Source organism: Nocardia sp. CS682 (assembly GCF_004634405.1).
GTDB classification, from domain to species: Bacteria; Actinomycetota; Actinomycetes; order Mycobacteriales; family Mycobacteriaceae; genus Nocardia; species Nocardia ninae.
Genome location: NZ_CP029710.1, coordinates 1,198,777 through 1,219,979, shown reverse-complemented (window position 1 = coordinate 1,219,979; position 21,203 = coordinate 1,198,777). Strand labels below are relative to the sequence as shown.

Sequence of the window (21,203 nt, the reverse complement as noted above, 5' to 3'; positions counted from 1 at the left end):
ATAAGTACTGCGGACCCGACCAGGGAGTTGTATGACACTGCCAACGTTGAACACCGCGGAGCTCGAACGCATCCGTGTCGAACAGGCCGCGGCCGCACTCGGCTCCGCACCGGCGCGCAAGCAGACCGGTCCGGCCGTGGTGCTGCGCGCGCCGCGCGTCGCCGACGGCGCCCAGCTGTGGCGGATCGCGAAGGATTCGGCCGTGCTCGATACCAATTCGAGCTACGCCTACGTGCTGTGGTGTCGCGATTTCGCGACCACCTCGGTCGTGGCCGAGGTGAACGGCCGCGTCGTCGGTTTCGTGATCGGCTACGTGCGGCCGCAGGCGCCGGACACGGTGTTCGTCTGGCAGGTGGCCGTCGACCGAGCCCAGCAGGGCAAGGGGACCGGCGCACAACTTCTGCACGCCTTGCTCAACAATGTTGCCGCCCAGGGAGTTTCGAAGCTGGAAACCACCATCTCGCCGGACAACGCCGCATCGATCGCCTTGTTCAGCTCGGTGGCACGGCGCCGCGACGCCCGAATCACCAAGCGCCCCTTGTTCGACGCGGGTGTCTTCCCGGACAGCCACGCGCCCGAGGATCTCTATCTCATCGCACCGACCGCTCGCACAACGCAGGAGGACCACCGATGATCAACGCTGACACGAGCATTTTCGAAAGTCTGGAATCCAATGTCCGCGGCTACTGCCGCAACTGGCCGACCGTGTTCACCAAGGCCAAGGGCAGCTGGTTACGCGACGAAGACGGCAACGACTATCTCGACTTCTTCGCCGGCGCGGGCGCGCTGAACTACGGCCACAACAACGACGTGCTCAAGCAGCCGCTGCTGGACTACATCGCGGGCGACGGCATCACGCACGGCCTCGACATGTCCACCTCGGCCAAGCGGGACCTGCTGGTCACCCTGCGCGACACCGTCTTCGCGCCCCGTGGCCTGGACTACAAGGTGCAGTTCCCCGGGCCGACCGGCGCCAACGCCGTCGAGGCCGCGCTCAAGCTGGCCCGCAAGATCACCGGTCGCGAGACCGTCGTCAGCTTCACCAACGCCTTCCACGGCATGACCTTGGGCGCGCTGTCGGTCACCGGCAACGCGGCCAAGCGCGCGGGTGCCGGTGTGCCGCTGGTGCACGCGGCGCACATGCCCTATGACGGCTACTTCGACGGCACCACCGCCGACTTCCAGTGGATGGAAAAGGTTTTGGACGACACCTCGTCCGGCTTCGACCGTCCCGCCGCGGTGATCGTCGAGACGGTGCAGGGTGAGGGCGGCGTCAATGTCGCACGCGCCGAATGGCTTCGGCACCTGGCCGGGCTGTGCGCGGCCCGCGAGATCCTGCTGATCGTCGACGACGTGCAGATGGGCTGCGGCCGCACCGGCCCGTTCTTCTCCTTCGAGCTGGCCGGGATCACCCCGGACATCGTCACGCTGTCCAAGTCGATCGGCGGCTACGGCCTGCCGATGGCGCTGGTGCTGTTCAAGTCCGAGCTCGACCAGTGGTCGCCGGGCGAGCACAACGGCACCTTCCGCGGTAACAACCCGGCGTTCGTCACGGCGGGAGTCGCGTTGCGGCACTACTGGTCCGACGGCACGCTGCAGGCCTCGACGCTGGCCAAGGGCGAGCGGGTCGCCCGGACGCTGACCGAGCTGGCCGACAACGTGCCCGGCCTGTCGACGCGCGGTCGCGGCCTGGTGCACGGCGTGGTGTTCGACGACGCCTCGCAGGCGAGCAAGGTCTGCCAGGTCGCCTTCGAGCGCGGCCTGCTGGTGGAGACCTCCGGCTCCACCGACGAGGTGGTGAAGTTGTTGCCGCCGTTGACGATTACCGATCAGGAGCTCGACCACGGCCTCGGCATCCTGACCGGCGCCGTCGACACCGTCTGCAGTGGCGTGGGGGCGATCGCATGATCGTGCGCAGCACCGCGGAGATCACCGGCACCGATCGCGATGTGGCAGGGGAGGGTTGGCGCAGCAAGCGCATCATCCTCGGCGGCGACGGCGTCGGGTTCTCCTTCCACGAGACCACCATCGATGCGGGTACCACGCACGAGTTCCACTACCGCTACCACGTGGAAGCGGTGTGGCTGATCGAGGGCACCGGCACGCTCACCGACCTCGACAACAACGTCACCTACGTGCTGGAGCCCGGCTCGATGTACCTGCTCGACGAGCACGAACGGCACCGGCTCGAGGCGACGACGAAGATGCGCATGATGTGCGTGTTCAATCCTCCGGTCACCGGGCAGGAGGTCCACGACAGTACCGGCGCTTACCCGCTGGTGGCCGCGACGATCGGGGGATAGGCAGTAATGGTATTGCAGCACACTGAAACTCGGCCCGTGATCGACCGAGTCGATCGGTACCCGACTCGACTGAGCACGCCCGCCACCCATCTGGACCGTAAGGATCCGACGGTGTGGGGCCGGGTCGAGAGCCCGGAGCTGGCGAACTTCGACGCCGACGGTTTCGCCAGCATCGACGAACTGCTCACGCCCACCGAGGTGGCCGACTTCAGCGCCGAGATCGGCCGTCTCGCAGGCGATCCGGCGTTGCGCGGGGACGAGCGGGTGATCGTGGAGAAGTCGTCGAACCGGGTGCGGTCGGTCTTCGAGGTGCACCGCCTCAGCGCGGCGATCGCCGACCTGGCGCGTGAGTCCCGCGTCGCCGGGCTGGCCAGGCAGATCCTCGGCTCCGAGGTCTACATCCATCAGAGCCGGGTCAACTACATGCCCGGTTTCCGCGGTGCGGGCTTCTACTGGCACTCCGACTTCGAGACCTGGCATGCGGAAGACGGCATGCCCGTGCCGCGGGCGGTGAGCCTGTCCATCGCGCTGACCGACAACTACCCGATCAACGGCAGCCTGATGGTGATGCCCGGCTCGCACCGGACGTTCGTGCCCTGTCTGGGCAGCACGCCCGCCGAGCACTATCGGGAGTCGTTGCAGGAGCAGGAGATCGGGGTGCCCGCCCAGTCCGATATCACCACGCTGGCGAACACCTACGGCATCAGCCAGTTCACCGGCCGGGCCGGGTCCGCGCTGCTGTTCGACTCGAACCTGATGCACGGCTCGTCGAACAACATCACGCCGTTCCCGCGGTCGAACATCTTCCTGGTGTTCAACAGCGTGGAGAACACGCTGGTGGAGCCGTTCGCGGCGCCGGCGCCCCGGCCGGGCTACATCGGCAGTCGCGACTTCACGCCGCTGCCTGCCTGATTCGTCGCCGGAAGGCGCCCTTCGGTCCTCCTTGCCGGGCCGAAGGGCGCCTTCGCGTCGGTGGGGCTGCATCGCCCGAAGTGCGCCTTCGGGCGGGCCCAGCGCTCGCCGCGCGCCCCGCACCCATCGGCGGTACGATCCTGTCGGCCCTCCGCTGCTGCCGCCTAACGCAGCCGGATTCGGCCCCGGTCCCCGGCGAGCCAGCCAACTGTTCTTCCGGCGTGTGCAATGTCCTGGACAACACGGCCGGGTTGGTGTTCGCCACAAGATCACTCAGTGCCCCGAAGCCGTGTGAGCGGGGTAGCGGACCGCGCGCAGCGCCGTTCGCCTTTGTGCGCGTGGTCATCTCGGTTCGATGCCCGATCGTGGCTGGTCCGGAAGCATTTTTGCGGTCTTTGTGCAGAGTGCTGTCACCTGTAGGCAGTTCGCACAAAAGTGGGCATCTGACCAATTTCCGGGCAAATGGGCGGCAATCGGCGAAGCACTTGACCTAATTGTTACCGCTGGGTACAACTACGTGACCATGCCGACGCATACCGCTCGGTCGGCCCATGAAGAAATGCAACGCAGTTGGTAACGGACGTCATCACTATCGATGCGGAGTTCTCGGCCGCACGCAAAGCCCTGTGGGACTTTTTCATGGACCCGCAGACCTATACCCGGATGTTCCAAGGAATCGGAGATTGTGAGCGCGCGGAAACCTCGGACTCGCACCCTGTCCTGCTGATCCGGGCCTGGCACGACGGCACCGAACTGAGCGTGCCCGCGATACGGCTGGTGATCGGCAAAGAGCTGGAAACTTTCGAGCTACAGTGCCCCGGCCTGGGCAGTTTCGCCGCGATCCGGCTACGCGGCGAGCAGGAGCAGACCAGGGTCACCATCACCTACTTCGGCGCGGGCCGGATCCATCCGTGGATCGCCGCGCAGGACAACGCCGACGTGATCGCCTGGACCATGGCCGGACTCGACCGGATGACCGACGCCATCCTCGGCACACCCTCGTCGGTGCTGGTCAACGGTGAGGAGTCGGCGGCGAAACAGCAGGTCGGCACGCTGAAACAGATGGTGTCGACCGGTGTCGTGCGCACTTATCGGCCCGACCGCGCGCTCAAACAGGTGGGCGGGCTTGCCAAATGGGGATTTACCCTGGCGGGCGGTTACGCGGCCGCCGCCGGGCACTCGCCGCATCGCCTCGCCGTCGTGGACGACGTGTCCGCTTACACGTTCGGTCAAATGCACGCGCGCACGCACAAACTCGCTTCCGCGCTGAGCATGCTCGGCATCGGCGCGCGCGACAAAGTAGGGCTACTGTCCCGCAATCGCGTGGCAATGGTCGAGTGCATGGTCGCCACCGGCAAACTCGGCGTGGACACGGTGCTGCTGAACACCGGACTGTCGGCCAGGCAGATCGAGGATGTCGCCGACCGGCACGGGCTGTCCGCGATCTTCCTCGACGACGAGTACGACGCGCTGACCAAGTATGTGGCGGCCGGCGTACCGCGCTTCGCCACCGGTCAGCGCAGCGCGTTCGAGCGCTACACGGTCGACGATCTGATCGCCCTCGACGCACCGACCTTTGCCCGGCCGCCGCATCCCGGCCGGCTGATCGTGCTCACCTCCGGCACCAGCGGCACACCCAAGAGCGCACAACGCCCGCAGCCCAAGGGTTTCGGCACGGTCGCGGCGCTGCTGTCGCGGATTCCGATGCGGATGGACGAGACCATGCTCATCCCCGCGCCGCTGTTCCACACCTGGGGGTTGGCAGCCTTGCAGATCAGCACCCCGATCCGCGCGACCGTGGTGCTGCCGGAGCGGTTCGACGCCGAGGACTGTCTGCGACTGATCCAGGAGCACCGCGTCACCGCCCTCATCGTGGTGCCGGTGATGGTGAACCGAATCCTGGACCTGCCCGCGCACATTCGGGATCGATACGACACCTCGAGCCTGCGGGTGGTCGCGAGTTGTGGTGCGCCCCTTGCCGGTCCGACGGTGCTGAAGTTCATGGACACCTTCGGCGACGTGCTCTACAACGTCTACGGCTCGACCGAGGTGTCCTGGGCGACCATCGCCGATCCGGCGGATCTGCGCGCGGCGCCGACCACCGCGGGCCGCCCGCCGCTGGGCACGAAACTCGCTGTGCTGGACAAGGATCTGCGTCCGGTGCCGCGCGGCGTGACCGGTCGCATCTTCGTGCTCAACCACATGCTGTTCGACGGCTACACCGATGCCACACCACCCACCGAGTGGGGCGGCCTGCTCGACACCGGCGACCTGGGTTACCTCGACGCCGACGGGCTGCTGTTCGTGGCGGGCCGGGACGACGAGATGATCATCTCCGGTGGTGAGAACGTCTTCCCGCGACCGGTCGAGGAGGCGCTGTCGCATCTGCCACAGGTGAGCGAGGTGGCGGTGGTCGGCGTGCCGGACAGGGAGTACGGCCAGCGGCTCGCCGCGTTCGTGGTGACCCGGGAGGGCTTCGGGCTGGACCGGGACATGGTCCGCAATTACATACGTCATCGGCTCAGCCGGTTCTCCGTGCCGCGCGACGTGACCTTCTTGGAGGCACTGCCACGCAACGCGACCGGAAAGATTCTGAAGCGCACGCTGATTCAGCCGAGCTGAGCATGTGCCCAGCTCGGCTGACGTCGTCAGTTCAACCGGCGAATCGCGTCGGGGGTGAGCTCGGCGATCGCCGGATATCCGTCGACCGCCATCAGCAGGTCCGCCTCGGCGAGCAGGGCGCGCAGCACGTGCACGATGCCCTGGACTCCACCCAGTGCCAGCCCGTAGCAGTACGGGCGGCCGATGCCGACTGCGGTCGCGCCGAGGGCCAGCGCCTTGACAATGTCGGCGCCGGAACGGATTCCGGAGTCGAACAGCACCGGCAGGCCATCGGCGGCGGCCACCACCTCGGGCAGATGCTCGATCGCCGGGATGCCGCCGTTGGCCTGCCTGCCACCGTGATTGGAACAGTAGAGGCCGTCCACGCCCGCGTCCTTGGCGCGGCGGGCATCGTCGGGGTGGCAGATTCCCTTGAGTACCAACGGAAGATCGGTCAGCGAACGAAGCCAGGCCAGGTCGTCCCAGGTGATCGGGTTGCCGAACTGCGAAACCCAGGTCAGCGTCGCGGTTTTCGGGTCCTCCTCCGGAGTTTTCGCGAGCATGCCGCGAAACACCGGATCGCTGAAGTAGTTCGCCAGGCAGTGACTGCGCAGCTGGGGGAAGTTCGAGGTGCTCAGGTCGCGGGGGCGCCAGCCGGGTACCCACGTATCCAGGGTCACCACAATGGCTTTGAAGCCCGCGGCTTCGGCGCGGCTCACCAGGCTCTGCGCCAGGTCGCGATCGTTCGGGGTGTAGAGCTGGAACATACCGGGGGTGTCGCCGAATTCGGCGGCCACGTCTTCGAGCGGATCGACCGTCAGGGTGGAGGCCATCATCGGGACGCCGGTGCGGGCGGCAGCCCTGGCGGTCGCCAGGTCGCCGTGGCCGTCCTGCGCGCAGAGGCCGATCACGCCGACCGGGGCCAGGAAGATCGGGGACGGCAGCTTCATCCCGAACAGGTCCACCGAGAGGTCGCGGTCCCTGGTCGCGCGGAGCATGCGGGGGATCAGGCCCAGCTTCTCGAACGCCGTCGCGTTGGTGCGCTGGGTGAGCTCGTCGCCCGCACCGCCGGCCACGTAGGACCAGATTCCCGGCGGCAGCGCGGCCTGGGCCCGCGCTTCGAGGTCCGCGTAGGTCATCGGCAGGTCGGGCAGGACACCGCCGAGGCCCTGGAAGTAGATCTCGTACTGGTAGTCACCGAAGTTGCCGGTCACGGCACTCCCTTCCTCGTTTGATACACGAATGTATCCGATACATTTGTGTAGCGGAATGTTTACCCGGTCAATGTCCGGAAGAGAATCAGCCAGCGGTCGGGGTCGACCAGTCCGACCGGTGCGTTCTCCGGCAGATCCGCCGCTGCGCAGGCCGCCCGGACCGCCCGCGCCGGGAACTGCCTGCGCAGCGACGTCGCCAGCGAGCCGCCAACGCCCGAGAAACCGAGTTCCACCATCCGCCGGTACTCGGCGCGCGCCGAGCTCGGCAGCAGTGGGCGCGGCCTGCGGCGCAGGTGCAGGACCGCGGTGTCGACGCTCGGTACCGGATGGAAGCTGTGCCGTCCGATGCGTGCGCCCAATTCCATTGCGACGGTGGGCCAATGGGCGACGGTGAGCTTGGTCCACCGGCCGTAGTCGCCGGAATGCTTACGGGCGAACTCGCATTGGGTGAGCAAGGTGGCCGAGGTGAGCCGCCGGGCCGCCAGGCACCAGCGCAGCACGTCGGTGGTGACCGCGAAGGGCACATTGGCGACCACCGCGAACGGCTCGTCCGGTGCGTGCACCGCACGAAAATCGGTGTGGAACAGCCTTATTCGATCGTCGGCAGCGTAGCGCCTGCGCAGCCGCTCGGCGTAGTAGGCGTCCTTCTCATAGGCGCGAATCCGGCCTGCCGTGTTGAGCAGCTGCCTGGTCAGCATGCCGTCGCCGGGGCCGATCTCGAGCACGAGATCGGCGTCGGTGACGCCGGACGAGCGCACGATCAACCGGGCGGCCCCGGCGTCGACGAGGAAGTTCTGGGACAAACGTTTCCGGGTGCCGACCCGGGTATCGCGGGCGCGCGGCAGCGAACGATGACGGGACATGGGTATCCTCCGAACGGAGTGGTCGAATCAGAAAAAGTGATTCGCCCGGACCCATGCCAGCGCACAGAAAATCCGGCGGTCATCGACCGCCGGCGCACATCCCGATCAGAACAGTCGGGACAACGCAGCGTCACGGTGCACTGGCAGAGCCCAGGCCTCCGTGCGCAGCCGGATGTAGTACGCGCTGATCGCGTACCCGCCGTTCATCGCCGAACCGTTCATGCCCGCAAGATATCGCACCCCCGCGCGGACCCGCGACCGGTTTTTCGCCGCGGGTTACGCCGTTTCGAGCAGGCTGCGCCGCAAGGCGGCGACCACGTCTTCGTCGACGCCGAGCCGCTCCGTCGTATACCCGCGCACCGAACCGTGCTCGGCGGCCAATGCGGCCAGGAACAACCGCATCACCTCCGCGGGCGCCCGCCCGTATCCGGGCCAGGTCAGCTCCTTGTCGGGATACGCCGCCCGCCAGTCGGCGATGAGACGGTCGGTAGCCAGCTCGGTCCGGGCGAAGTCCTCGATGATCTGCGCATCGGGCACGCCGAGCAGGTTCAGGACGAGGGCCGCGAGCAGCCCGGTCCGGTCCTTGCCGGACGCGCAGTGGAAGACCGCCGGGCCGTCCGCCTTCGCAAGCACCTCGATGGCCCGGCGCAGTTCCTCGACACCGTCCGCGGCGACCTCCAGGAACCGCTCGGCGAGGTACGGTCCCACCTCGATGTCCGGCCCGAGCGCCGCCTGATCGTACGGGCGATGCTCGATGCTGAGATTGTGGTAGACGAGCGACTCGTGCTGCGGGACTCGGCCTCTCGCGTCGATCTCCCAGGGGTAGCGCAGGTCGATGACGGTCGTGATGCCCAGCTCGAGGAAGCGCGCCCAGTCCTGGTCGCGCAGCTTGCTCAGCGAGTCGGCGCGGAACAGCCGTCCCCAGCGCACCATGTGTCCGTCCGTCGGGTAGCCGCCCAGATCGCGGAAGTTGTGTAGTCGCTCGAAGTCGATGTGTCCGTTCACTCCAGGAACTCTATGTTCGCCGCCCACAACGACCTTCGCGGATATTCGGCAGGCAGGAAGGGGCGACCATAGGGCACACTATGATCATGCACCTGCGTTCGGTGGGCGACCTGGTCGAGGCGACAGCTGCGGGCGAGAAGGTGGACTATCTGATGTTCTGGGGGCATCAGCCGGAGCGCAGCGGCCGGATCGGGCCCAGCTGTTTGAGTCAGTGGTGGCCTGCGTCGTTCGTGCTGGACGGGGCGGAGTTCCGGTCGGCCGAGCACTACATGATGTGGGGTAAGGCGCGACTATTCGGCGACGTGGACAATGCCGAACGGGTGTTGGCGGCGCCGACGCCGAAAGCGGCGAAAGCGCTCGGGCGCGAGGTCCGCGGCTTCGACAGCCGCGTGTGGAGCGCGCACCGGTACGAGATCGTGGTGCGCGGGAACGTCGCGAAGTTCGGGCAGCACGCCGAACTGGCGGAGTACCTGCTCGGGACGGGGGACCGGGTGCTGGTGGAAGCCAGTCCGGTGGACCGGATCTGGGGGATCGGGCTGGGCGCCGACGATCCACGGGCCGAGGATCCCGTGCAGTGGCAAGGGTTGAACCTGCTCGGCTTCGCGCTGATGGACGCCCGCGCGGAACTGCGTGGGGGTCAGCCGACCGACTGATCGGCGTTGGCGACGCGCTCCTCGTCCGCGCGGGCCCGCCAGACGCGGGCTTCGGCGTAGTCGCCTTGCCGGTCCAGGAGTTCGGCGAGACCCGCCATCGCGCGCGGTTCGCGTCCTTCCGCGGCCTCGCGCCACCAGCGTTGCGCGTCGGCCAGGTCGCCGCGGCGGAAGTGGACCACGCCGAGGTCGTAGGCGGCGCCCGCGTGACCGGCGTCGGCGGCTTGCTCCCACAGCCCGCAGGCCTGGTCTTCCTCGCCGCGGCTGTACATGGCGACGCCGAGGTCGTAGAGGGCGGTCCGATAGCTCGCGCCTGTGTCCGGCGCCGGGGTCTCGTCGGCCGGTGCGCCGGAGCGCATGGGGCGGGTGGGGGCCGATTGGACGCCGGGGCCGTACTGGGCGTCCGAGCCGAGCGGCGGCATCGGAGCAGACTGGGAATCGGCGTGCGGGTTCGGCGGCGGCTGTGCGACACCGGAATACGCGGGACTCGGCGCTGCGGGGGTGTTCGCGGCGAAGCCGTTGGCCGGGTTGTGCGTGCCCGGCTGCGCGGCTGGCGAGTTGGTGTGCGCTGTGGAACTGCCGCCTGGGTTGTGCTGGGCTGGTGGTGTGGTCGGCGGGTAGGTGTTCGGTGCGAAGCCGCTGCCTGGGTTGTTTGGGGCCGGTTGCGCGGCTGGCGAGTTGGTATGCGCTGTGGAACTGCCGCCGGGGTTGGATTGGGCTGGTGGTTTGGTGTTCGGTGCGAAGCCGTTGGCCGGGTTGTGTTGGGCCGGTTGCGCGGCCGGCGAGTTGATGTGCGCTGTGGAACTGCCGCCTGGGTTGTGTTGGGTTGGTGGTTTGGTGTTCGGTGCGAATCCGTTGGCCGGGTTGTGCTGAGCCGGTGGTGTGGCTGGTGGGTGGGTGTTCGATGTGAAGCCGCCGCCCGGGTTGTGCTGGGCTGGCTGTGTGGTCGGCGGGTGGTTGCTCGCCGCGATGTCGCCGCCTGGGTTGTGCTGGGCTGGCTGTGTGGTCGGCGGGTGGTTGCTCGCCGCGAAGTCACTGCTCGGGTTGTGTGGGGCGGGCTGCACGGCCGGTGAGTGGGTGTGCGCTGTGAAGCCGCCGCTGGGGTTGTGTTGGGCTGGTGGTGTGGTCGGCGAGGTGGTGTTCGGTGCGAAGCCGCCACCTGAGTTGTGCTGGGCCGGTTGCGCGGCCGGCGGGTGGTTGTTCGCCGCGATGTCGCCGCCGGGGATGTGGTGCGTGTTCTGCTGCGCAGCCGCCGGGTGCGCGCCGGTCGATATCGGCGGTAGGTTCGGCGCACGCATCGGATGGGTGGGTTGGGCATCCACCGTGGGTTCCGAGATTGCCGGCGCGGTCTGCACCTCGACGACGAGGTTGGCGAAGTTGGCGGGTCCCTCGCCGATGCTGCACCACAGCACGACGCGGCCGTCCGGGGTGTTCTCCACGACGATGCCGTAATTGCCGACCCAGGACTTCTGCTCGCCGAATCCGTCCACCCAGACGGGTGTCAGCGTCACCAGGGTGCCGGGGGCGGTGCCGATGATGTCGAAGCTGATGCCGCCGACCAGGGCATCGGACCAGACATCGACCCCGTTGAGGCGGCGCCCGTTCAGGCCGACGTAGCCGTCGACGACCGACAGCCCTATGCCGAGGCCACGCAGCCCGGCCGGGGGCGCGGCGGACAGCAGCGTCACGGTGACCGCCGTCGGGTCCGGCCCGACCTGCTCGGTGTACATCGGATAGACCTCGCTGCCACGCAGCACGATCGGTTCCGCGCTCTGGTATCGGGCGGCGAGCGGCCGATCATCGGGCGAATTCCGAGCGGCCCATGACGAATACGGCTCGTTCACGTGATGCCCGCCTTTCCGCCGAATGCGTCGTGCCGTCCCTGCGCTGTGCGGCGGGATATACCGTACTCGCCGAAGCCGGGAATGGCGCAGCAATCATGCGGCCCCTTGACGCGACCGCGGCGGTGCTCAGGCGGAGCGGGCGACGATGCGCTCCAGCGCGGCGAGATCCTGCTCCAGCATGCGGAACAGCCAGTACACGCCGATGAAGGCGAGGGCGCTGCCAACGCACAGCACCCGCAGCGCCACGATGACCGCCGGAATATCCTCGGCCGGAATGAATGTCGCGCCCGCGACGCCGAGCAGCGGAACGGCGGCGGCGATGGCGAGGAAGTAGGTGCTGCGGCGGTCGAGCCGGCGTAGCGCGCGTGCGTCCTGCGCGCCGAGTCCGCCGTGGCGCAGGAACATCGGGTACAGCGAGCGCACCGCGTAGAAGTTCACCATGAAGTACGGATACGCCATGGCGATGGCACCGCACACGATCTGCGTGATGAAGAAGTGCAGGTACGACTCGGGCGTGATGTGGTTGCCGGAGACCTGCACGGACACCGGCACCGCGACGCCCGCGATGACCCACAGCGCGAAGCAGGTCAGCACGTTTCGCTTGCCCAGTTGCAGGGTGTCGCCGCGTGCGCGGGCGAGGGTCTGCGCGTCGTAGGACTTGCCGTTGCGCAGTCCGCGCGAGATCGACCACAGGTTCGCGAGCAGCACGTTGGTGACCACGAAGCCGATCAGGAAGCACAGCCCGTAGGTGGTCACCGCGATCTGGTCGAAGCGATGCTGGGCCTGCTCGTCCAGCTTGCTGATGATGAGGGTCCGGTTGTGGTTGTAGCTGTACCAGATCGCGAGCGCGTTCGGCACCGCGATGGCGAGCGCCATGATCGGGTGCATCAGCTTGCGTGCCCGCAAACGCCAACTGGCGGGCGGCGGGTCGACGAGATCGCGGGCTCGGGCGTCGAGGCAGACCTCCAACTGCTGGGCCATGTCCGCCCCGCAGGGCCACCGGTTGTCCGGCTCCGGATCGAGCGCACGCACCAGGGCGCGCTCCAGCGCTGCCGGACAATCGGGTGGAAGATCCTGGTAGGGCAGCGCTTTCGGACTGCCGGAGCGACGCTCCAGCATGCCGTCCAGTGCCGTGCGGTCGCCGCCGGTCACCGAGTCGTCGTCGAACGGCTTTCGGCCGGTGAGCAATTCCCACAGCACCACGGCGAGCGCGTACAGGTCGCTGCGGGTGTCGAGATCCTCGGCTGTACCCGGGCGGTCCGGATGTAGCGCCGCGAGTTGTTCGGGTGACATATAGGCGAGCGAGCCACCGAAGTAGGCGACCGGGCTGTCGCCCGAAACATTACCGCTGAAGCTGATATTGAAGTCGGCGAGCTTGGGAATGCCGTCCGCGGTGAGCAATACGTTCGCCGGTTTGATATCGCGGTGCAGCACACCGGCATTGCCCGCGTAGTCGAGCGCTTCGGCCAGCCGCCGCCCCAGCCAGGCGATGGTTTCCGGCCAAGACAGCTGGGCCAGCCGTGCCCGCAGCGGCGATTCGCTCGGCCTGATCTCGCCTTTGCCCGCCAGCACCGAGTCGATGACGTCGAGCAGCAGCCGCCCGTCCCGGTGTTCCGGCGGGGTCACCCGAACCCGCTCCAGCACGGTGAACAGGGTCCCGCCCGGCACGTACTGCATGTACAGCAGCCGCAGCTTGCGGTGCTCCAGCACGCGCTGATCGAAGACCCGGACGATGTAGTCGTGATCCAGCTGGGCCAGCGTCTGCGGCTCGGTGCCCTTGTCGCGGGAGATCTTCACGGCGACAAGCCGCTGCATCGACCGCTGGCGCGCTAGGAATACCCGCGCGAAGGCACCGCGGCCGAGTCCGGTCATCAGATCGAAGTCGTCGATCTGCTGCCCGGCGTCGATATCGTCGAGATCGACCGGCTCGGCGGCCGACATCATCGTGGTGCGGTAGTCGTCGGTCGCGAGCATTTCCGAAAGTTGCTCGGCTTGTTCGGGATATGCCGCGGTGTACTCGGTGACCTGCACCGAGGTGCCTGACCGCCGCCGGACGTGGAACTCCTCGTAGATGAGATCCGGCGGCAGCGGCCAGGTTCGCAATTCCGGTAGATCCTCGACATAATCGGCCAGGCGTTTCGGCGCCGTGCCGCGTCCCCATCGATGGACCAGATCGACCTTGATCAACTCGATCAACGACACCCGCCGGATACCGGGGGAGTCGGGGAGGTAGGCCCGCAGGTCCGGTGGCTCATCGCCGGCTCGCCACGCCTCGGTGAACTGCGCCACCACCTCCGCGACACCGTTGCCGCGCGAGTTCACGGGCGAACGGTCCGATGCGACCGTCGCCCCCGGAACCGGCGGGGCGGGGTGCGCCATCTGCGCATCGTATCCCCGCCGACGCGCGGATGCCGGAAGTTCGCCGGGTCGGCGCTCAGCCGTCGGCCTGGATCTGGGGAAAAGCCCATCGTGCGTAGGTGTTTTCGGGACGGACGGTGATAACGTCGCAGACCTCGACCAGTGGTTCGGCGGCGCCGTCCAGGTGCTCGAGGGTCGGTGTTATCAGTGCTTCGGCATCGTGGCGCCGGACGATGTCGCGGAGCTGGCCGAGTCGGTCGGCGGTGTCCGCGCCGAAGACCACATTCTCGATGAGTTCGTAGCCGAGTCTTTTAGCGAGACTGCGGATTTGAGTCTCGTCCCAGGTTTGCTGCGCACCCGAGATATCGTGCCGCACATAACCGAGTGCGGCTGGTTGTGTCGTCATCACCACCCTCCTTGTCGTGGAAGCCACCCCTGGCGCCGTGGATAGCCTCATCGGTAAGCCCCGAGCTTCCTCAAACTTAACTGCTGTTCGGTAGGGGCGGTAGGGCTCGGCAAACGATTGGGGAACTTTTTGGCCCAAGTTCCAGAGGGGAACGTTCATATGGTGCTGTCGGGCACCATGATATGTTGCCCGGCAGCGGGATTCGTCGACTTTATGCAAGCGTCGCGCATGAATGTCTACTTGAAAACGACATCGGTAGGCAGGTCCACAACTGGCGTGGGCAACATGGAAAGTTCCTGGATTTGCGCCGGGGCGCTCGACTGCCGGTGTCGAGAGGGTTGCCGTGACGACATAACGGAGTCCGGCCAGGTTGTCAGCCAGCTCGATGTATCTGTAACCGACGGTTACAGATACTTTTGGGGGGATTCGGCGGGTACGGCGGAGTGTTCACGCGGACCGACCGCACATGATGCTACCTGCTGCGGCGATCGGGCGCTACGGGGACCTGCGGCAAACGCCGATCGGCGAGATATGGGCCGGTGGGGTGACGCCGAGGTGGCCCGGCTGGCGATTGCATGGCCTGGACGACGAGCCCGGGTAGGTTCGCGATTACGGCGTGGAACCGACCAAGCGCTTGCTACGCTCCCGGCATGATCTCCACGGCGGTGTGGGGCACCGGCAATGTCGGCCGGGCGGCCATTCGAGCCGTCGAGGCCCATCCGGCGCTGACCCTCACGAATGTGCTCGTCCACAATCCGGACAAGGTCGGGCGCGACGCGGGGGAGCTGAGCGGTCTCGACTATCAGTTGGGCGTCGCGGCCACCGATGACATCGACGCGGTGCTGGCGACGAAACCGCGCGCAGTCGTGTACGCCGCGTCCGGCGACATCCGCCCCGACGACGCGCTCGCCGACATCGTGCGGGCGATCCGCGCGGGCGCCATAGTCGTGACGCCCGCCCTGTACGCCCTCTACGACCCGCGCAACGCGCCGGCGGAGATCCGCGATCCGGTGCTCGCGGCGATCGCCGAGGGCGGCGGCTCGCTGTTCGTCTCGGGTGTGGACCCCGGTTGGGGCAACGATGTGCTGCCCCTGTTGCTCAGCGGCCTCGGCGGCACCATCGACGTGCTGCGTTGCCAGGAGATCTTCGACTACTCGACCTACGACCAGCCGGACTCGGTGCGCTACCTCGTCGGTATGGGCCAGCCGATGGACTATCAGCCGCCCATGCTCGCGCCGACGGTACCGACCATGGTGTGGGGCGGCCAGATTCGGCTGATGGCGCGGGCACTCGGCGTCGAACTCGACGAGATCCGCGAGACCCTGGATCGGCAACCGCTCGAAGCCACGATCACCACCGTGTCGATGGGGGAGTTCGCGGCGGGCACGCAAGGTGCGGTGCGCTTCGAGGTGCAGGGCATCGTCGCGGGCGAGCCGCGGATCGTCATCGAACACGTCACCCGGATCCATCCGTCCTGCGCGCCGGACTGGCCCGCGCCCGCCGACGGCGACGGCGCGCACCGGGTGATCATCGAGGGTCGCCCGCGCATCGAGGTCACCATCGAGGCGACCGACGAGAACGGCAACCGTTCCGCGGGCGGAAACGCCACTGCCGTAGGGCGTTTGGTGAGCGCCATCGATTGGCTCGCCGCGGCCGAACCCGGACTCTACGACGCGCTCGATATTCCACTGCGTCCGGCAGTCGGCAAACTCGGAAGGGAAAATCCATGATCATCGATGTCCCCGAGGGCAAGGACCCGATCGGTTACGTCTGGGGCGAAATGGTGCCCGGTATCGGGGTAGCCGCCGCCCAGTTCTCGATGGCGGTGTATTCGCACAGCACGCTCGGTCTCCGCGAATTCGAGGCCGCCCGGCTGCGGATCGCGCAAATCAACGGCTGTATCTTCTGCCAGGACTGGCGCACCGAACGCGACGGCGCCAAGGTGGAGCCGGAATTCGCCGACGCGGTCACCGAGTGGCGCACCACCGAGGCTTTCGACGAACGCACCCGGCTCGCCGCCGAGTACGCCGAGCGTTACGCCCTGGACCACCACGGTATCGATGACGAGTTCTGGACCCGCATGCTCGTGGAGTACACCCAGGTGGAAGTGGTGGAACTCAGCATGAGCATCGGTTCCTGGCTGGCCTTCGGCCGTTTGAATCGCGTGCTCGGTCTGGACACCGCCTGCGTGCTGCCGGGACATTCGGCCGCATAGCCGAAACCGCTCACTCGGTCCGCTCGGGCGGCGGGGCAACCACTTTCCGGAAGTTACGGTTTCGGTACCCAGGCAGGTTGACCGTCGACGAGTCCCGCCTCGAACAACTCCGGCGCGTCGACGACGGCCTGCAGGTGATCGTGTGCCTCCTCGCGCGACAGCGTCGCGGGGTAGCGGATGTATTCGAGGGTCGCGGCGATCTCGGCTTCGAATCGATGACGGAACTCGACGTCACCGGCGTAGGTGAGCGCGATGCGTCCGCGCCAGTCGATGTGATGGCTGCCGTCTGGGCGGCGGGTAAAAGACACCTCTTGGTCGGCGACGGAATCGTGGCCGAGCAGGTAGATATTGAACGCGAGAAATTCGAGCTGATCGATATCGACGAGGGGGAGCGGATCGGCCGTCAGGCGTTGCGGCGTCAACGATTTCAAATGGAATGGACTACCCGGCGTGGCGGCGAGAAATCCGGTGCCGTCGTCCTCACCCCAGTAGGTGGACGACAGCGTGCAACTCCGGTAGTTGCGCCACACTTGCGGCGACGACCAATCCGTGCCGTCCGCAGCACTTTCCGGTGCTGCTTCGGCACCGTACTCGGCCGACCGCAGGTGCAGGTCGAACCATAAATTGCCGTTCTCGTCGATCCGCCCGGACCACACGAACTCGTCGATCGCGTGTCCGGCGGGCCACGGGTTTCCCGGAAACACAATCCGACCTACGGTCGCATTGTCTTCCGGGTCGATCCTTTCCATACTGTCGAACCTAGCGACCGGCACCGACAAGCCGCGAATCAGTAGCCGCTCCGAGCCGTTCATTCAGGCGTTGACCGCCGTTTCGTCGCCGGCCTCCGGCGCGTCCTCGACCGTGCGCCGGGGTCCGGTGAACCAGGTGCGCGCCGAAAGCGCCCACCAGATGCCGATGGCGCCGACGACACCGAGCAACGCGATCGGGGCGTAATTGACCGTGTTCCAGGTGAAATCGCTGTGCCAGGGGTAGCCCCGGTCGTCCATCGGCAGGATGAACAGGAAACTGATCAGGGCGATCCAGGCCAGCGCGACGATACCGATCGGGCGGTACCAGCGGCCGAGTCGCCAAGGGCCGGTGCGGAATCGGGAACCGTGCACCTGGCGCAGCAGAATCGGTATGCCGTAGGCGATGTAGAGGCCGATGGTGGCTACCGAGGTGGCGGCCGCGTAGGCGGTCGGCGCGTTCTCGGCGGGCACCAGCATCGAGGGAATCAGCAGCACGAACGCGAAGACCGAGATGAACAGCACCGCGTTGACCGGCACCTTCCTGGCCGAAAGCTTCGACCAGAGCGCCGATCCCGGCACCGCGCCGTCGCGGGCGAACGCGAACAGCATCCGGGAGGCCGAGGTGACCGACGCGTAGCCGCAGAACAACTGCGCGATCGCGGCGATGATGAGCAGCAGCCCGGACCAGAACGAGCTGAGCGAGTTCTCCAGGATGTAGATCACCGGGTAGCCGCTGTTCTTGGTCGGATCCAGCGCATCGTCCAGATTCGGGATCGCGAAGGTCACCGCCATGATGAGCAGATAGCCGGCGATCGCGGACACCACGATGGTGTTGATGATGCCCTTGGCCGCCATCCGCGAGGCGTCGTGGGTTTCCTCGGACATGTGCGCCGACGCGTCATAACCGGTGAACGTGTACTGCGCGTGCAACAGACCGAGCAGGAAGCTGAACGCCACCCCGCCGAACCCGACACCGCTGTTGTCGATGGTCTCGGTGAACACGAAGTCGACGCTCTGATGGTTCTCGGCGCCGAAGGCGAGCACCAGCACGAAGATCGCCACACCGCCGACGTGCCACCACGCGGAGATATTGTTGATCACCGCGGACAGATGCGGGCCGATCGCGTTCAACACCGCGTGCAGCAGCAGGATCACCGAGAAGACCAGGAAGATCGCGGTGCGGTCGGTGCCGATTTCGATGCCGATCACATTGAGCACCGCGGTCGTGAAGATCGCCGCCCCGTAATCGATGGCCGCGGTCACCGCGATCTGACCGATCAGGTTGAACCAGCCGGTGAACCAGCCCCAGACCGGCCCGCCGAGCTGCGACGCCCACCAGTACAGGCCGCCGGAGGTGGGGTAGGCGGAGGCCAATTCGGCCATCGCCATGCCGACGAACAGCACCATGATCGAGACCAGCGGCCAGCCCCAGGCCATGGTGATCGGGCCGCCGTTGGCCAAACCGATTCCGTAACTGGCCAATCCGCCGGTCAGGATGGAGACGATGGTGAAACTGATGGCGAAGTTCGAGAATCCGGACCACGATCGGGCCAATTCCTGTTTGTAGCCGAGTTCGGCGAGCCGACGTTCATCATCGGACGGAGACGGTTGTTCGCTCATAGACAGCTCCCGGATGTAAACGCTGCCCTCACACAGCGTTTGCCAGAAGATCAGTGTGGAGTAAACCCGAGTCAACCGCATGGCAACCGGAATACCGCGCACAAATCGCGGCGACCCCCTCCGCTCGGCGACGGGCGGTCGGCCGTAGCGTGAGCCGTATGGAGCGACTGGTGGTCATCGGTGGTGACGCGGCCGGGATGTCGGCGGCCTCGCAGGCACGCAGGCTGAAGGGCGCGAGCGACCTGGAGATCGTGGTATTCGAGCGCGGCCGGTTCGCCTCGTACTCCGCGTGCGGCATCCCGTACTGGGTCGGCGGCGACGTGCGCGAGCGGGACGCACTGATCGCCCGCACCCCCGAGGAGCATCGCGCCCGCGACATCGATGTGCGGATGCGCACCGAGGTCACCGAGATCGACGTCGCGGGCGGCCGGGTGCGTGCCCGCGACCTCGACGCAGGCACCGAATCCTGGACGGACTACGACAAACTCGTCATCGCCACCGGCGCCCGCCCGATCCGGCCGCCGCTGCCCGGCATCGACGCGGCAAGCGTGCACGGCGTGCAGACCCTCGACGACGGGCAGGCGCTGATCGACACGCTCGAACACACCGAGGGCAAGCGCGCGGTGGTCGTCGGCGCCGGTTATATCGGGGTGGAGATGGCGGAGGCGCTGATCAAGCGCGGTTACGACGTCACGATGGTCCAGCGCGGCCCCCAGCCGATGTCGACGATGGACCCGGACATGGGTGCCCTGGTCCGAGATGCCATGTGCGGCATGGGTATCGAGGTGGTCAGTAATGCCGAGGTGACCGAGATCCGGACGGACGAGCATGGCCGGGTCGGCGCCGTGGTCGCCGACGGCGTCGAATACCCCGCGGATGTGGTGGTGCTCGGCATCGGCGTGCAGCCGGACACCGCGCTGGCGCGCGCGGCGGGTCTGCCCCTAGGTGAATACGGCGGGTTGCTCACCGACTTGGCCATGCGGGTGCGCGGTCACGAAAACATCTGGGCCGGTGGCGATTGCGTCGAGGTGCTCGACCTGGTGTCCGGTCGCGAACGCCATATCGCGCTCGGCACGCACGCCAACAAACACGGCCAGATCATCGGCGCCGGTGTCGGCGGGAGCTACGCGACCTTCCCCGGCGTCGTCGGCACCGCGGTCAGCAAGGTCTGCGACCTGGAGGTCGCGCGAACCGGCCTGCGGGAGAAGGACGCTCGGGCCTCGGGCCTGCAGTTCGTCACGGTCACCGTCGAATCGACCAGTCGCGCGGGCTATTACCCGGATGCCGCATCGATGACGGTGAAGATGCTCGCCGAGCGGCGCACCGGCCGGCTGCTCGGCGTGCAGATCGTCGGCCGTGAGGGCGCGGGCAAGCGCGTCGACATCGCTGCCGTCGCACTCACCGCGCGGATGACGGTCGAACAGATGACCGCCCTCGATCTCGGCTACGCGCCGCCGTTCTCGCCGGTGTGGGACCCCGTCCTGGTGGCCGCCCGCAAGGCGGTCAGCGCGGTGCGCGAGCGCGGATAGCGCTCACGCCGCGCTGCGGTACACCGCGAGCACCGGAATCACCCGCGACGTCTTGGCCTGGTACTCGGCGAAGCCCGGCATGATCTCGACCATCCTGGCGTAGAGCTCGTCGCGCTCGGCGCCCGAGACGACCTCGGCTTTCGCCGCGTACCGCTCGGTGCCGATCTCGACCGTGAGGTCGGGATTCGCGCGCAAGTTGTAATACCACGCCGGGTGCTTGTCGTTGCCGCCGTTGGAGGCGATGAGCACGACCCGGTCGCCGTCGGGCAGGTAGACCAGCGGGTTGGTGATGCGCCGCCCGGACTTGGCGCCGGTGGTGGTGATCAGCACCATCGCCGCGCCCTCGAACATGCCGCCGACCTTGCCCGCGTTGGCGCGGAACTCATCGATCACCTGCTGGTTGAAGCTCTTCGGTTCGAAGTCGGGGCTGTGGGGATCGGACACGTCATTGCCTCCAGTGGTTGCGTTTTCAGGGGCAGCAACCATGAAGTGAGCGGCGAAATTCCGCGGGCGGTCAGTAGTCGGCGAACAGCTCCAGCAGTTCGGGCTTGCCGAACATCAACGCGGCGTCGCGGGCGGAGGGGGTGCCCTGGTCCGGGTCGGCCCCGGATTCGAGGAGCAAGCGCGCGATCTCGTTCTCGCCCTTGAAGACCGCGCCTGCCAACGGGGTCTGCCCCTTGTCGTTGGCCTTGGTCGGGTCGGCGTCGCGGTCGAGCAGCGCGGCGACCGCATCGCGATGACCGTGGTAGGTGGCGAGCATGAGCAGGGTGTCGCCCGCCTCGTTGGTCAGATCCGCGGGCACCCCCGCGTCCAGGTAGGTGGCCAGCGCGGCGGCGTCGCCCTGGCGCGCGAAGTCGAACACCTTGGTGGCCAGCTCGATGAGTTCGGGGTCCATGTCAGCGTCCATCCGCCATTCCTACCAGGCCCCGGTGAC

Annotated in this window: 19 protein-coding genes; 9 read left to right on the top strand and 10 right to left on the bottom strand. The window is 67.3% G+C overall.

Features of this window, described 5'->3' with window-relative positions; genetic code table 11:
- Positions 1–31: 31 nt before the first annotated feature.
- From ectA to DMB37_RS05095, 5 genes are all read left to right on the top strand, one after another.
- Entirely contained in the window at positions 32–634 is a 603-nt protein-coding gene (gene ectA / locus DMB37_RS05115; protein WP_135231707.1) for a diaminobutyrate acetyltransferase, read from the top strand.
- Entirely contained in the window at positions 631–1,908 is a 1,278-nt protein-coding gene (ectB, locus tag DMB37_RS05110) for a diaminobutyrate--2-oxoglutarate transaminase (RefSeq protein ID WP_135231706.1), read from the top strand. The genes ectA and ectB overlap by 4 nt, the downstream gene beginning before the upstream one ends.
- On the top strand, positions 1,905–2,303 hold the full coding sequence (locus DMB37_RS05105; protein WP_107657592.1) for an ectoine synthase: 399 nt from the start codon (positions 1,905–1,907) through the stop codon (positions 2,301–2,303). Before ectB ends, DMB37_RS05105 begins: the two co-directional genes overlap by 4 nt.
- Before the next feature lie 6 nt (positions 2,304–2,309).
- Positions 2,310–3,215, top strand: coding sequence for an ectoine hydroxylase (thpD, locus tag DMB37_RS05100; protein ID WP_107657591.1), 906 nt, complete (start codon positions 2,310–2,312; stop codon positions 3,213–3,215).
- Positions 3,216–3,785: 570 nt separating this feature from the next.
- The gene (locus tag DMB37_RS05095) at positions 3,786–5,837 is read left to right on the top strand and encodes an AMP-binding protein (protein WP_370465325.1); all 2,052 of its coding nucleotides are present in this window, start codon (positions 3,786–3,788) and stop codon (positions 5,835–5,837) included.
- A 26-nt stretch (positions 5,838–5,863) separates the two neighbouring features.
- Here DMB37_RS05095 and DMB37_RS05090 read toward each other — a convergent pair whose 3' ends face one another.
- The 3 genes from DMB37_RS05090 to DMB37_RS05080 all read right to left on the bottom strand — a co-directional run bounded on the left by DMB37_RS05090 (position 5,864) and on the right by DMB37_RS05080 (position 8,898).
- Complete coding sequence (locus tag DMB37_RS05090) at positions 5,864–7,030, bottom strand: alpha-hydroxy-acid oxidizing protein (protein WP_135231705.1); 1,167 nt, start codon at positions 7,028–7,030, stop codon at positions 5,864–5,866.
- A 59-nt stretch (positions 7,031–7,089) separates the two neighbouring features.
- Entirely contained in the window at positions 7,090–7,893 is an 804-nt protein-coding gene (gene erm / locus DMB37_RS05085) for a 23S ribosomal RNA methyltransferase Erm (protein ID WP_135231704.1), read from the bottom strand.
- 276 nt (positions 7,894–8,169) lie between these two features.
- Positions 8,170–8,898 (bottom strand): tyrosine-protein phosphatase, encoded by a 729-nt coding sequence (locus DMB37_RS05080; protein ID WP_135231703.1) that lies wholly within the window; start codon positions 8,896–8,898, stop codon positions 8,170–8,172.
- 86 nt (positions 8,899–8,984) lie between these two features.
- On the opposite strand from DMB37_RS05080, the gene DMB37_RS05075 reads away from it, so the two are divergent.
- On the top strand, positions 8,985–9,551 hold the full coding sequence (locus DMB37_RS05075; RefSeq protein ID WP_135231702.1) for an NADAR family protein: 567 nt from the start codon (positions 8,985–8,987) through the stop codon (positions 9,549–9,551).
- Here the strand turns inward: DMB37_RS05075 and DMB37_RS05070 are convergent.
- The 3 genes from DMB37_RS05070 to DMB37_RS05060 form a co-directional block, all read right to left on the bottom strand.
- Positions 9,536–11,392, bottom strand: coding sequence for a tetratricopeptide repeat protein (locus DMB37_RS05070; protein WP_135231701.1), 1,857 nt, complete (start codon positions 11,390–11,392; stop codon positions 9,536–9,538). The two genes, DMB37_RS05075 and DMB37_RS05070, sit on opposite strands and share 16 nt — an antisense overlap.
- A 126-nt stretch (positions 11,393–11,518) precedes the next feature.
- Complete coding sequence (locus DMB37_RS05065) at positions 11,519–13,771, bottom strand: serine/threonine-protein kinase (RefSeq protein ID WP_135231700.1); 2,253 nt, start codon at positions 13,769–13,771, stop codon at positions 11,519–11,521.
- A 55-nt stretch (positions 13,772–13,826) separates the two neighbouring features.
- Positions 13,827–14,156, bottom strand: coding sequence for a hypothetical protein (locus DMB37_RS05060; protein ID WP_135231699.1), 330 nt, complete (start codon positions 14,154–14,156; stop codon positions 13,827–13,829).
- Positions 14,157–14,806: 650 nt separating this feature from the next.
- On the opposite strand from DMB37_RS05060, the gene DMB37_RS05055 reads away from it, so the two are divergent.
- A complete protein-coding gene (locus DMB37_RS05055) occupies positions 14,807–15,886 on the top strand; it encodes a dihydrodipicolinate reductase (RefSeq protein ID WP_135231698.1) in 1,080 nt (359 codons plus the stop codon).
- Positions 15,883–16,371, top strand: coding sequence for a carboxymuconolactone decarboxylase family protein (locus tag DMB37_RS05050; protein WP_135231697.1), 489 nt, complete (start codon positions 15,883–15,885; stop codon positions 16,369–16,371). Before DMB37_RS05055 ends, DMB37_RS05050 begins: the two co-directional genes overlap by 4 nt.
- A 53-nt stretch (positions 16,372–16,424) precedes the next feature.
- Here the strand turns inward: DMB37_RS05050 and DMB37_RS05045 are convergent, their stop codons facing one another.
- Both DMB37_RS05045 and DMB37_RS05040 read right to left on the bottom strand, forming a co-directional pair.
- A complete protein-coding gene (locus DMB37_RS05045) occupies positions 16,425–17,120 on the bottom strand; it encodes a hypothetical protein (RefSeq protein WP_135231696.1) in 696 nt (231 codons plus the stop codon).
- A gap of 63 nt (positions 17,121–17,183) precedes the next feature.
- A complete protein-coding gene (locus DMB37_RS05040) occupies positions 17,184–18,740 on the bottom strand; it encodes an amino acid permease (RefSeq protein ID WP_167768749.1) in 1,557 nt (518 codons plus the stop codon).
- A 158-nt stretch (positions 18,741–18,898) separates the two neighbouring features.
- Here DMB37_RS05040 and DMB37_RS05035 point away from each other — a divergent pair, with 158 nt between their 5' ends.
- Positions 18,899–20,269, top strand: a complete 1,371-nt coding sequence (locus DMB37_RS05035; RefSeq protein WP_135231694.1) for an FAD-dependent oxidoreductase — start codon at positions 18,899–18,901, stop codon at positions 20,267–20,269.
- 3 nt (positions 20,270–20,272) lie between these two features.
- Here the strand turns inward: DMB37_RS05035 and DMB37_RS05030 are convergent, their stop codons facing one another.
- Positions 20,273–20,713, bottom strand: coding sequence for a nitroreductase family deazaflavin-dependent oxidoreductase (locus DMB37_RS05030; RefSeq protein WP_255508364.1), 441 nt, complete (start codon positions 20,711–20,713; stop codon positions 20,273–20,275).
- Positions 20,714–20,783: 70 nt separating this feature from the next.
- The gene (locus DMB37_RS05025) at positions 20,784–21,176 is read right to left on the bottom strand and encodes an ankyrin repeat domain-containing protein (protein WP_135231692.1); all 393 of its coding nucleotides are present in this window, start codon (positions 21,174–21,176) and stop codon (positions 20,784–20,786) included.
- Between the last annotated feature and the right edge of the window lie 27 nt (positions 21,177–21,203).

What these genes read in the sequence shown, in the direction of transcription:
- ectA (WP_135231707.1), top strand. Translation starts at nt 32, where the DNA reads ATGACACTGCCAACGTTGAACACCGCGGAGCTCGAACGCATCCGTGTC.
- ectB (WP_135231706.1), top strand. Translation starts at nt 631, where the DNA reads ATGATCAACGCTGACACGAGCATTTTCGAAAGTCTGGAATCCAATGTC.
- DMB37_RS05105 (WP_107657592.1), top strand. Translation starts at nt 1,905, where the DNA reads ATGATCGTGCGCAGCACCGCGGAGATCACCGGCACCGATCGCGATGTG.
- thpD (WP_107657591.1), top strand. Translation starts at nt 2,310, where the DNA reads ATGGTATTGCAGCACACTGAAACTCGGCCCGTGATCGACCGAGTCGAT.
- erm (WP_135231704.1), bottom strand. Translation starts at nt 7,893, where the DNA reads ATGTCCCGTCATCGTTCGCTGCCGCGCGCCCGCGATACCCGGGTCGGC.
- DMB37_RS05075 (WP_135231702.1), top strand. Translation starts at nt 8,985, where the DNA reads ATGCACCTGCGTTCGGTGGGCGACCTGGTCGAGGCGACAGCTGCGGGC.
- DMB37_RS05065 (WP_135231700.1), bottom strand. Translation starts at nt 13,771, where the DNA reads ATGGCGCACCCCGCCCCGCCGGTTCCGGGGGCGACGGTCGCATCGGAC.
- DMB37_RS05060 (WP_135231699.1), bottom strand. Translation starts at nt 14,156, where the DNA reads ATGACGACACAACCAGCCGCACTCGGTTATGTGCGGCACGATATCTCG.
- DMB37_RS05055 (WP_135231698.1), top strand. Translation starts at nt 14,807, where the DNA reads ATGATCTCCACGGCGGTGTGGGGCACCGGCAATGTCGGCCGGGCGGCC.
- DMB37_RS05050 (WP_135231697.1), top strand. Translation starts at nt 15,883, where the DNA reads ATGATCATCGATGTCCCCGAGGGCAAGGACCCGATCGGTTACGTCTGG.
- DMB37_RS05045 (WP_135231696.1), bottom strand. Translation starts at nt 17,120, where the DNA reads ATGGAAAGGATCGACCCGGAAGACAATGCGACCGTAGGTCGGATTGTG.
- DMB37_RS05040 (WP_167768749.1), bottom strand. Translation starts at nt 18,740, where the DNA reads ATGAGCGAACAACCGTCTCCGTCCGATGATGAACGTCGGCTCGCCGAA.
- DMB37_RS05035 (WP_135231694.1), top strand. Translation starts at nt 18,899, where the DNA reads ATGGAGCGACTGGTGGTCATCGGTGGTGACGCGGCCGGGATGTCGGCG.
- DMB37_RS05025 (WP_135231692.1), bottom strand. Translation starts at nt 21,176, where the DNA reads ATGGACGCTGACATGGACCCCGAACTCATCGAGCTGGCCACCAAGGTG.